Source organism: Lysinibacillus sp. NPDC096418, assembly GCF_044762775.1.
Classification (GTDB): domain Bacteria; phylum Bacillota; class Bacilli; order Bacillales_A; family Planococcaceae; genus Lysinibacillus.
The window spans coordinates 1-12,101 of sequence record NZ_JBIWEY010000040.1 but is presented as its reverse complement, the minus strand read 5'-3'; the positions used below and the strand labels follow the sequence as shown (position 1 = coordinate 12,101).

Sequence of the window (12,101 nt, the reverse complement as noted above, 5' to 3'; positions counted from 1 at the left end):
AATAGTTATTGGAGTAATATTATTATTTTCTGAAAAATTTAAATTGCATAACAAAAAGATATTTTGTAAAATATAACTAAGTAGAAATGGGAGTTTATTCAATGACTCCCATTTTTCATTGAAAACTGTTGAGCGAGCGTTCAGTCGTTAGGGATTTTCGTCGAATGCTTGTCGACAAGTGTAAAACAAAAGGGGTGTTTTACTTGAATAGAGCAGTGATTTTAGCGGGGGCACGAACAGCCTTTGGAAAATTTAATGGGAGCCTAAGTTCGTTAAGTGCTAGCGATCTTGGAGCAGTTGCTGTTAAAGGAGCGCTTGAAAAAGCAAGAGTTACTCCAGAATCAGTTGATGAAGTGATTTTAGGCTCAGTATTGCAGGCTGGTCAGGGACAAATTCCATCAAGACAGGCGGCTATTAAAGCAGGTTTACCGGTGGATATAAAGACTGAAACGATTAACAAAGTTTGTGCTTCTGGTATGCGTGCTGTAACACTAGCAGATCAATTAATTCGTTTAGGGGACGAGGAAGTAATTGTTGCGGGTGGTATGGAGTCTATGTCCAATGCACCTTATTATTTATTAAATGGTCGCACTGGCTTACGAATGGGCGATACAAAAATGATTGACGGTATGATTTATGACGGTTTATCTTGTGCTTTTGATGCTGTAAGACCACATATGGGGAGCTACGGTAACTCGACTGCCAAGGAATTCTCATTAAGTCGTGAAGAGCAAGATGCTTGGTCTGCGAGAAGTCATGAGCGAGCATTAGCGGCGATTGAAAAAGGCTATTTTGCAGAGGAAATTGTACCGGTGGAGATACCTCAACGAAAAGGTGAACCACTTCTTATTGAAATAGATGAAGCCCCGCGAGCGTCTACATCTTTGGAAGTGTTGGCAAAGTTAAAGCCAGCCTTTGATAAGGATGGGACAATTACGGCAGGTAATGCACCTGGTGTTAATGATGGCGCATGTGCACTTGTGTTAATGAGTGAAGAGCGAGCGCAGCGTGAGGGGAAGGAAGTACTTGCAGTTGTCCTTAGTCATGCGGAAATAGCAGTTGAACCAAAGAACTTCCCGCAAACACCAGGTTTAGTTATTAATAAGCTTTTAGAAAAGACTGGGAAAACTTTAGCGGATATTGATATTTTCGAAATCAACGAGGCTTTTGCGGCTGTTGCACTAGTTAGTAGCCAACTTGCTGAACTTAACCCAGACCAAGTAAACGTTAACGGTGGCGCAGTAGCACTAGGTCATCCAATTGGGGCATCTGGGGCACGAATTGTTTTAACACTTGCCCATGAACTAAAACGTCGTGGTGGTGGCATTGGTATTGCAGCAATTTGCTCAGGCGGTGGACAGGGTGATGCTGTAATGATTGAAGTACCAAAAACAGGGGGAAATGCATGATGGGAATTCAAAATGTAATGGTCATCGGTGCTGGACAAATGGGTTCTGGTATAGCACAAGTTTGTGCACAGGCCGGTTATAACGTCAAACTCAATGATATGAAGCAGGAATTTTTCGAGCGCGGTTTAGGTGTCATTACAAAAAACTTAACGCGTGACGTTGAAAAAGGCCGTAAAACAGAAGATGAAAAAGCCGCTATTTTAGGGCGTATTACGATGTCACTAGACTTACAGGATGCTAGTGAGGTAGATATCATTATTGAAGCGGCTGTAGAAAACATGGAAGTTAAGCAGTCTATTTTTAAGCAATTAGATAAGATTGCACCAGTCCATGCAATTTTAGCTACGAATACATCTTCTCTACCGATTACTGAAATTGCTGCAGTGACAAATCGCCCAGAGCAAGTAATCGGTATGCACTTTATGAACCCAGTGCCAGTGATGAAGCTTGTTGAAATTATTCGTGGGTTGGCAACAACCGATGAGGTGTACAAAGAAGTTGAAGAAATGACTGTGAAATTATCAAAAACACCAGTGGAAGTTAATGACTTCCCTGGCTTCATCGCGAACCGAATTTTACTGCCAATGATTAATGAAGCAGTATATGCATTGTATGAAGGTGTTGCGTCAAAAGAGGCTATCGATGACGTGATGAAACTGGGCATGAATCATCCGATGGGGCCACTAACATTAGCTGATTTCATTGGCTTAGATACATGCTTGTCGATTATGGAAATTTTACATGAAGGTTTGGGCGATAGTAAGTACCGTCCATGTCCACTATTACGTAAATACGTGGCAGCAGGCTGGCTTGGGAAGAAGTCGGGTAGAGGCTTCTTCGTTTATGAATAATTTAAAACTTCAAGCGATGGCTGAGTAAATCCTATTTGGATGGGAGTATGTTGTATTGCATTCAGCAGGCGTCCAAACGTCTACTGAATGCAGTTAGAGACTTGACGGATTTGACAGAGTGGGGTGACATAGATGCATTTACAGTTTTCAGATGAGCAAATCATGATGCGTGATATGGTGCGTGATTTTGCGAAAGAAAAGATTGAACCTTGGGTAGAGCGTATGGAAGCTGGGGAGTTTCCGCGTGAGTTACTTTCGCAAATGGGCGAACTTGGTTTAATGGGTATTACAGCTCCTGAGAAATTAGGCGGCTCTGAGATGGATTTCACCTCGTATATTATTGCTATTAATGAGTTATCGAAAGTTAGTGCAGTAATGGGTGTTATTTTATCGGTACATACGTCAGTTGGAACGAATCCAATCATTTATTTTGGAAATGACGAACAAAAACAACGCTATGTACCAAAGCTTGCCTCGGGAGAGTCTTTAGGAGCATTTTGTTTAACGGAGCCAAGTGCAGGGTCAGATGCAGGGTCATTACAATCAAAAGCGATAAAAGATGGTGATGATTATGTGATTAATGGTTCGAAGGTGTTCATCACAAATGGTGGAGAGGCAGATGTGTATATCGTCTTTGCTTCGACCAATGCAGAGGCCAAAACGCGTGGTGTGTCAGCATTTATTGTTGAGAAAGGAACACCAGGTTTAGTTATTGGGAAAGACGAAAATAAAATGGGTTTGCACGGCTCACGTACGGTGCAATTGACGTTCGATAATTGCCGTGTGCCAGCGAGAAATCTTCTTGGGCATGAAGGGGAAGGATTTAAAATTGCGATGGCCAACTTAGACGTAGGTCGTATTGGTATTGCAGCGCAGTCTTTAGGTATTGCAGAGGCCGCGCTTGAAGCAGCAACAGCTTATGCAAAAGAGCGTGTGCAATTTGGGAAGCCTATTGCGTTACAACAAGGAGTTGGTTTCAAGCTTGCAGATATGGCAACAGCTGTGGAAGCGGCAAAACTACTTGTGTACCGTGCGGCAGATTTACGTGCTAAAGGTTTACCATGTGGGCAAGAAGCATCGATGGCGAAGATGTTTGCATCGCGTACTGCGGTTCAAACGGCAATTGAGGCAGTCCAAATTTTCGGTGGCTACGGCTACACCGAAGATTATCCAGTGGAGCGTTATTTCCGAGATGCGAAGGTAACTGAAATATATGAAGGTACAAGTGAAATCCAAAAAATTGTTATTAGTAAACATTTACTTAAATAAAAAGGGGATATGACCGATGAATTTTCAATTATCAGAAGAACATGAACAATTGCGTGAAATGATTCGTGACTTCGCAATTAATGAAGTAGCACCAACAGCAGAGGCACGTGATGAACACGAAGAATTCGATCGTGGCATTTTCGACAAAATGGCTGAGTTAGGCTTAACAGGGATTCCATGGCCAGAAGAGTATGGTGGTGCAGGCTTCGATTACCTTGCGTATGTAATAGCAGTAGAAGAATTATCACGTGTATGTGCTTCAACAGGGGTAACGTTATCGGCGCATACATCATTAGCGGGGTGGCCGGTATATAAATACGGTACAGAAGAGCAAAAGCAAAAATATCTTCGCCCAATGGCAGAAGGTAAACATATTGGAGCTTATGGCTTAACTGAGGCTGGTTCAGGTTCAGATGCAGGAGGCATGAAAACATATGCTAAACGTGATGGCGATGACTATATATTAAATGGTTCAAAGATCTTTATCACAAACGGTGGTGTGGCAGATACATATATCGTATTTGCAGTAACTGACCCTGAAGCAAAAAATGGTACATCTGCATTTATCGTAGAAGCAGGTTTTGAGGGCTTCTCAGTTGGGAAGAAGGAAAAGAAATTAGGTATCCGTTCATCACCAACGACTGAAATTATTTTCGAGAACTGCCGTGTACCTAAGGAAAACTTACTGGGTGCAGAGGGCGATGGCTTTAAAATCGCAATGACAACACTTGATGGTGGACGTAATGGTATCGCTGCCCAAGCAGTAGGGATTGCACAAGGTGCACTTGATGCTTCTGTTGAGTATTCGAAAGAGCGTGTACAATTTGGTAAACCAATTGCGGCAAATCAAGGGGTATCATTTAAGTTAGCGGATATGGCGACATCGATTGAAGCTTCAAGACTTCTAACATATCAAGCAGCTTGGTTAGAGTCAAATGGCTTACCATATGGTAAAGCATCGGCAATGGCGAAATTAATGGCTGGTGACACGGCAATGAATGTAACAGTAGAAGCTGTTCAAGTATTTGGTGGCTATGGTTATACAAAGGACTATCCAGTAGAGCGCTATATGCGTGATGCGAAAATAACTCAAATTTACGAAGGTACACAAGAGATTCAACGTCTTGTTATCTCGCGTATGCTCACTAAATAATTTATGACTGAGAAAACAAAAGGTCCACAAGTTCAGTCTACTGTAAAAGATGAAAGTCTAATTGCCATTCGTCGGGAGCAAATGATTCAAGGTGCGATAAAGTTGTTTAAAGAAAAAGGTTTTCATCGTGCAACGACGAGAGAAATTGCCAAGGCTGCGGGTTTCAGTATCGGCACACTCTATGAATATATTCGCACGAAAGAAGATGTTCTCTATCTCGTTTGCGATAGCATTTATAAGCAATCGATGGAGAGTTTAGCAAGCTTTGAAATTAAAGAAGGTACGGTTGAGGAGCTGAAGGCGGCCATTCGTGAGTATTTTTTACAAGTGGATGGCATGCTAGATGAATTGACAATCATGTACCAAGAGACGAAATCTTTAGCAAAAGAAGCTCAAATCTATGTGTTTAGTAAGGAGTTTGAAATTGTTGCTGTATTAGAACGTTTACTGAAGCGTTGTGTGCAGACAGGGGAAATTTCAATGACTGATAAGCAAATTCATATGGCAGCGAATAATTTAGTTGTTCAAGGACAAAGTTGGGCGTTCCGTAAATGGGCGCTTCATCGTCAGCATACGCTCGAAGAGTATATTGATATGCAAACAACACTGTTCATTTCAGGAATTAAGGGGTTTTAACGTAAGTATTACTAGGAGAAAAGCCGGTAATTGCATAGTGCTACATTGCAATTACCGGCTTTTTATTCATACTAAGTTAATTTTAGTTAATCATCAAAAGTCAGGGTGACATTTGGTTAAAGAGCATAACGATATTAGAATGCTCGTTGATTGAAGTGGAGGCTGGGCGACTCCTTGGAGCGAGCATCTAGAGGAGCGAAGGCTAATAACGTCACGTCCTGTGACAATTTATCTGCGCGAAAGCGAAGCGACAGGAGCACACGCCATCGTGACCAATATCATTTTGGCCTGAAGCGTCTCATCAGACGCTCCCGGAAAGCGCACAGCCGGAACGAAAAATCAACACCAATCTATGATGATGAATCTAATTTTGGGGAGAAAGTAGGGATTTCATATGACAAAGGTAGAAGTACATCGTCCAACTAATCATGTTCGTTTTGTTACAGCATCAAGCCTTTTTGATGGGCACGATGCATCGGTAAATATTATGCGACGTATTTTGCAATCGAGCGGAGTGGAGGTTATACATTTAGGGCATAACCGTTCAGTTGAGGAAGTCGTAAATGCAGCAATTCAAGAGGATGCACAGGGTATTGCGTTATCTTCCTATCAAGGCGGGCATATGGAATACTTTAAATATATGTATGATTTATTACGTGAAAAAGGGGCACCACATATTAAAATTTATGGCGGTGGCGGCGGAGTTATTTTACCTCGTGAAATTAAAGAGCTACATGCATACGGTATTGCGGGGATATTCTCACCAGAAGATGGTCGTGTATTAGGCTTACAAGGGATGATTAATGAGAAAATTAAAGGTACAGATTTCCCTACTGCAACAGGTGGCTATGAGGAGAAGCTGGACGCTTTAACGACAGATACGCCTGAGATTTTAGCAAATTTAATTACTGCAGCCGAATCTAATAATGATGAAGAAACGAAAGCGATGTTAACAGAAGCGCGTAGACGTTCAAAGGGCACACCGATACTTGGTATTACAGGAACGGGTGGAGCCGGGAAATCTTCGTTAACAGATGAGTTGATTAGACGTTTCTTAAAAGAATTTCCGGATAAACGTGTGGCAATTCTTTCTGTTGACCCGACAAAACAAAAAACAGGTGGAGCATTATTAGGAGATCGTATTCGTATGAATGCAATTTTCAATAACCGTGTGTATATGCGTAGTCTAGCAACACGTGGCTCAAGGACGGAGTTATCAGCTTCTATTGGCGATGTTTTAGATGTTGTACGTGTCGCAGGCTATGATTTAATCATCGTAGAAACGAGTGGGATTGGTCAGGGTGACGCGGAAATTACAAAGTATACAGATCTGTCTATGTATGTCATGACAAGTGAATTTGGCGCACCAACACAGCTTGAAAAAATCGATATGATTGATTTTGCTGATTTAATCGCTATCAATAAATTCGAACGTAAAGGCTCTGAGGACGCACTTCGCCAAGTGCAAAAACAATTACAGCGCTCACGTGAGTTATGGGATACACCAATTGATAGTATGCCAGTTTACGGAACGATTGCTAGCCAGTTTAATGATAAAGGGACAAATGCTTTATTTGCAGCGTTAGTGGCTACGATTAACGAAAAAACGGGTAGTAATTGGGAAACGAGTTATGAGCAATTTGCTAAAACACAAAAGCAGGATGTTATTATTCCAAATGATCGTCGCTATTATTTACGTGAAATTACAGATACAGTACGTGGTTATCATAAAAAATCAGAACAACAAGTGGGATTCGCCCGTCGTTTATTCCAATTAGAAGGGGCAATTGCAGCTGTAAAGGAGAAAGCGGCAGATGATGCACTTGTTGCATCTCTTACTTCTTTAGCTGAAGGTGTCAGAGATGAATTAACTGCGGAATCGAAGCGTATAATAGATAATTGGCAAAAATTAAAAGAAGCATATGCCGGTGATGAATTTGTCACGAAAGTTCGTGATAAAGAGATTCGTACGATTTTAACGACAACAAGTCTTTCTGGTACGAAAATTCCTAAAGTCATCTTGCCGAAGTTCGTGGACTATGGTGAAATTTTACGCTGGGTTTATCGTGAAAATGTCCCAGGTGAATTCCCTTATACAGCCGGGGTATTCCAGTTTAAGCGTGAGGGTGAAGATCCGAAGAGGCAATTTGCTGGTGAAGGGACGCCTGAGCGTACGAATAAGCGCTTCCACTATTTATCGAAAGACGATGATGCAAAGCGATTATCTACTGCATTCGATTCAGTGACTTTATATGGCGAAGATCCAGATCATCGTCCAGATATTTTCGGGAAGATTGGAGAATCTGGGGTATCGGTTTGTACGTTAGATGATATGAAGAAGCTATATGCGGGCTTTGATCTTTGTGCGCCATCTACATCTGTGTCGATGACAATTAATGGACCAGCACCTATAATTCTAGCGATGTTCATGAATACAGCAATTGACCAGCAAGTGAGATTACGTGAAGAAGAGCTTGGTCGTACGTTGACAATAGAAGAGTTCACTGATGTGAGAACACGAACATTGCAAGTAGTACGTGGAACGGTACAAGCTGATATTTTAAAAGAAGACCAAGGGCAAAATACATGTATTTTCTCAACCGAATTTGCACTCCGCATGATGGGGGATATTCAACAATACTTTATCGACCAAAAAGTACGTAATTATTATTCCGTATCGATTTCTGGCTATCATATCGCAGAAGCAGGTGCGAATCCGATTTCGCAGCTAGCCTTTACGCTATCAAATGGCTTTACTTATGTTGAGTATTATTTGAGTAGGGGTATGCATATCGATGATTTTGCACCGAACTTATCGTTCTTCTTCTCCAATGGGCTAGATCCAGAGTATACAGTCATCGGTCGGGTTGCTCGACGAATTTGGGCAGTTGTAATGCGTGATAAATACGGTGCGAATGAGCGCGCTCAAAAATTAAAATATCATGTTCAAACATCTGGTCGTAGCTTACACGCACAAGAAATTGATTTTAATGATATTCGTACAACGTTGCAGGCATTAATGGCGCTACAGGATAACTGTAATTCATTGCATACTAATGCTTATGACGAAGCAATTACTACACCAACGGAAGAATCAGTTCGTCGGGCAATGGCCATTCAAATGATTATTACGAAAGAACATGGCTTGGCGAAAAATGAAAACCCGTTACAAGGTGCTTTTATTGTAGAAGAGTTAACAGATCTGATAGAAGAAGCTGTACTTGAAGAATTTGACCGCATTAATGACCGCGGTGGTGTTCTAGGTGCAATGGAAACCCAATATCAACGAGGTAAAATTCAAGAGGAATCTATGCATTATGAAATGTTGAAGCATTCAGGTGAATTACCGATTATTGGTGTGAACACTTATTTAAATCCAAACCCACCAACAGCTGATGCAATTGATAACATGGAAATTGCGCGTGCGTCTACAGAAGAAAAGGAAACGCAAATTCGTAATTTACAAAGCTTCTGGCAACAGCATGATGTGGAAATAGAAGCGGCACTTGAGCGTTTGCAAAAAGTTGCTGTGAACAATGGCAATATTTTTGAAGAGCTAATGGAGACTGTAAAAGTAGCGAGTTTAGGACAAATTACGAAAGCTTTATACGAAGTAGGCGGTCAATTCCGACGTAACATGTAATACTAAACTTAAATATCATTTTTGTATATTGCTGCAACACCAAAAGTCGGGGATGACTTTTGGTTCCCCGAAAAGCGCTCAGCTGGAACGGAAATCAACCCTGAGCCATGGCGATGGGCATTACTATCTTTATGTATTACAGTTTTAACTAATTAATACAGAAGTTCTCTATAATTTATCAGTGTCTAGTCATTTGATTAGGCACTGCTTTTTCATTTTCGCTATAATAGAACTGTTGAACAAAGGGGGCGTAGTAGAGGATGAAATCCATTATTCACTACATTATCATTTTAGCTTTAGTATTGGGTGCTGTTTTCCTGTATAATAAGCAAGTTGGCGCAATTCCTTTGCTATTATTGTCGATATATTTATTTTACGTAGGTATTAAAATAATGATTGATTTAAAAAAGAGTAATTGAAGCTAGCAAAGAGGTTAAAACTTTGTATATAATGGGTATTATGCTTATGGTATAGAAGGTTACTTTTGCGCGGCTTTTTTTAAAGTGCGCTTTTTATATAATTTTCTAATTATGCACCAATTAATTTAAAACATCTTAAATGTGATGAGAGAAAGGACGTGCACGAATTGAATTTTCGTGAAATGACAAAAGAACAATTAGCTGAAGAGTCGTTAATTAATTTAACGCATGCAATTTTAGAAGAAAAACGCACTTCGATTCCATTAAATGATTTATTAACAATACTTAAGGAACTAACAGGATTAAAAGATGCTGAAATAAAAAAACGTTTACTACAATTCTATACTGACCTGAATGTGGATGGCCGCTTTTTATACAATCAAGAAAATGGATGGGGCTTACGTGAGTGGTTTAAAGTAGAACAAATTGAAGAAGAAACAGCTCCTTCTGTAAAAACGCATAAGAAAAAAGCTAAGGTCGTTGATTTAGATGAAGATGATCTTGATTTAGATGAAGATGACATCGACTTTGATGAAGACTACGAAGAATTTGTAGAAGAAGACTTAGATGAAGAAAAAGTAGACATCGATTTTGATGATGACGAGGAAATCGAAGAGATTGAAGTAATTGAAGAAATTGATGAAGACTTCATCGAAGAAGAAGAAGAAGAATTTGACGAAGAAGATGAACTAGAGGAAGATATTTAATTTTCCGAATGCAGCTAGAATTTTCTCTTTTTACGTTTGGAGTAAAAAATCTTGACTTCTTACGTAGTTCCGTTTAATCTTTTACTTGGGCTCCTTAAAAGAGGAGATTGACCGTGTATTTAATACGCTCCCCCTGCAAACCTATGCAGGAGGAGCGTTTTTTATTTTTTAAAAAGGGAAAGTATAAAAGAGATAGAAACTATTACAGCTTCGAATTGCATGCGCCAGTTGCATACATTCTCGGCTTTTCTTATTTTTAAAAGCTATTTTAGATTAATAAGGAGGATTTTTTTATGACTAAGTATATTTTCGTAACAGGTGGGGTTGTATCTTCACTTGGAAAAGGTATTGTTGCAGCATCTCTAGGGCGTTTACTTAAAAACCGCGGACTAGAAGTAACAATTCAAAAATTTGACCCATATATCAATATTGACCCAGGTACGATGAGTCCTTATCAACATGGTGAGGTGTTCGTAACAGATGACGGCGCAGAGGCTGACTTAGACTTAGGTCACTACGAGCGTTTCATCGACATTAACTTAGGAAAACACTCAACAGTGACTTCTGGTCGTGTGTACCAAACAGTTCTACAAAAAGAACGCCGCGGTGATTATAATGGCGGAACTGTACAAGTAATTCCTCATATTACAAATGAAATCAAAGAGCGTATTCAACGTGCGGGTCGTGAAACAAATGCAGACGTTGTTATTACAGAGGTAGGCGGAACTGTAGGGGATATCGAATCGCTACCATTCCTTGAAGCAATTCGCCAAATGAAAACAAACCTTGGCCATCACAATGTAATGTACGTACACTGTACGCTAATTCCGTACATCAAAGCAGCTGGTGAGTTAAAAACGAAACCAACACAACATTCTGTAAAAGAATTACGTGCTTTAGGTATTCAGCCAAACATCATCGTTGTGCGTACAGAACAAGAAGTACCACAAGAAATGAAAGAAAAATTAGCGTTATTCTGTGATGTGCAACCTCATGAAATTATCGAATCTCGTGACGCAGAGCACTTATATGAAGTACCACTTAACTTACACGCACAAGATTTTGATGATATCGTACTTGATCACTTCGGCATTGAAGCACCAGAGGCTGATATGGAAGAATGGCGTGACCTTGTAGAGAAAGTTAAAAATTTACCAAACAAACGTAAAGTTGCATTAGTTGGTAAATACGTAGAGCTGCAAGATGCTTATATTTCTGTTGTAGAAGCATTAAAGCATGCTGGTTACGCATTTAACTCAGATATTGAAATTGACTGGATCAATGCAGAGCATGTAGATGCTGAAAATGTTGCCTCATTACTAAAAGATGCAGATGCTATTTTAGTGCCAGGTGGTTTCGGTGATCGTGGTGTTGAAGGTAAAATTCTTGCAACGCAATATGCACGTGAAAATGATGTACCATTCTTAGGTATCTGCCTTGGTATGCAGCTTGCAACAGTGGAATTTGCACGTAATGTATTAGGATTACAAGGTGCGCACTCTACAGAGCTAGATGCAACAACGCAATATCCGATTATTGATTTCTTACCAGATCAAAACGAAAGTGTAGACCTTGGTGGTACATTACGTCTTGGTTTATATCCATGTAAATTACAAGAAGGTTCAAAAGCGAGCAAAGCTTATGGCAAAGAGCTTGTTTATGAACGTCATCGTCACCGTTACGAATTCAACAATGAATACCGTGAAGCAATGGAAGCTGCAGGTCTTGTGTTCTCAGGTACAAGCCCAGATGGAAAACTAGCGGAAATTATCGAACTACCAGAGAAAAACTTCTTCGTAGCTTGTCAATTCCACCCAGAGTTAGTGTCACGTCCAAACCGTCCACAACCATTATTCCGTGACTTCATCGGTGCAACTTTTAAATAACCTAAGAAATAATAAAAGCTCACTTTCCTTTAGACTGAACTGAACCCCGAATAGTGGACACTTTAAAAAGTGACCCTATTCGGGGTTTTTTGTTCATTTCACAAAAAAATCTCGTTATACTAAATATA

General features: G+C 40.2%; 8 protein-coding genes. All 8 read left to right on the top strand.

Translation table 11 applies throughout. The features are described from left to right. Positions 1–203 precede the first annotated feature (203 nt). On the top strand, positions 204–1,409 hold the full coding sequence (locus ACIQZG_RS21065; RefSeq protein ID WP_402757554.1) for an acetyl-CoA C-acetyltransferase: 1,206 nt from the start codon (positions 204–206) through the stop codon (positions 1,407–1,409). Beyond that, positions 1,409–2,260: a 3-hydroxybutyryl-CoA dehydrogenase gene (locus ACIQZG_RS21060; RefSeq protein WP_402757552.1), complete on the top strand. Its 852-nt coding sequence runs from the start codon at positions 1,409–1,411 to the stop codon at positions 2,258–2,260. Before ACIQZG_RS21065 ends, ACIQZG_RS21060 begins: the two co-directional genes overlap by 1 nt. A 132-nt stretch (positions 2,261–2,392) precedes the next feature. Further along, a complete protein-coding gene (locus tag ACIQZG_RS21055) occupies positions 2,393–3,529 on the top strand; it encodes an acyl-CoA dehydrogenase (RefSeq protein WP_402757550.1) in 1,137 nt (378 codons plus the stop codon). Between the two features lie 16 nt (positions 3,530–3,545). Next, complete coding sequence (locus tag ACIQZG_RS21050) at positions 3,546–4,682, top strand: acyl-CoA dehydrogenase (RefSeq protein WP_402757548.1); 1,137 nt, start codon at positions 3,546–3,548, stop codon at positions 4,680–4,682. A 3-nt stretch (positions 4,683–4,685) separates the two neighbouring features. Further along, positions 4,686–5,318 carry a TetR/AcrR family transcriptional regulator gene (locus tag ACIQZG_RS21045; protein ID WP_402757546.1) on the top strand — a complete coding sequence of 211 codons (633 nt, stop codon included), beginning with the start codon at positions 4,686–4,688 and terminating at the stop codon, positions 5,316–5,318. 394 nt (positions 5,319–5,712) lie between these two features. Next, on the top strand, positions 5,713–8,961 hold the full coding sequence (gene icmF / locus ACIQZG_RS21040; RefSeq protein ID WP_402757544.1) for a fused isobutyryl-CoA mutase/GTPase IcmF: 3,249 nt from the start codon (positions 5,713–5,715) through the stop codon (positions 8,959–8,961). A 586-nt stretch (positions 8,962–9,547) separates the two neighbouring features. Next, positions 9,548–10,087, top strand: coding sequence for a DNA-directed RNA polymerase subunit delta (gene rpoE, locus ACIQZG_RS21035; protein WP_402757543.1), 540 nt, complete (start codon positions 9,548–9,550; stop codon positions 10,085–10,087). A gap of 293 nt (positions 10,088–10,380) precedes the next feature. Continuing rightward, complete coding sequence (locus ACIQZG_RS21030) at positions 10,381–11,973, top strand: CTP synthase (protein WP_402757541.1); 1,593 nt, start codon at positions 10,381–10,383, stop codon at positions 11,971–11,973. Positions 11,974–12,101 lie beyond the last annotated feature (128 nt).

Bases quoted from the DNA above. Each gene is read 5' to 3' on its own strand.
- ACIQZG_RS21050 (WP_402757548.1), top strand. From the start codon at position 3,546: ATGAATTTTCAATTATCAGAAGAACATGAACAATTGCGTGAAATGATT.
- icmF (WP_402757544.1), top strand. From the start codon at position 5,713: ATGACAAAGGTAGAAGTACATCGTCCAACTAATCATGTTCGTTTTGTT.
- ACIQZG_RS21045 (WP_402757546.1), top strand. From the start codon at position 4,686: ATGACTGAGAAAACAAAAGGTCCACAAGTTCAGTCTACTGTAAAAGAT.
- ACIQZG_RS21055 (WP_402757550.1), top strand. From the start codon at position 2,393: ATGCATTTACAGTTTTCAGATGAGCAAATCATGATGCGTGATATGGTG.
- ACIQZG_RS21030 (WP_402757541.1), top strand. From the start codon at position 10,381: ATGACTAAGTATATTTTCGTAACAGGTGGGGTTGTATCTTCACTTGGA.
- ACIQZG_RS21060 (WP_402757552.1), top strand. From the start codon at position 1,409: ATGGGAATTCAAAATGTAATGGTCATCGGTGCTGGACAAATGGGTTCT.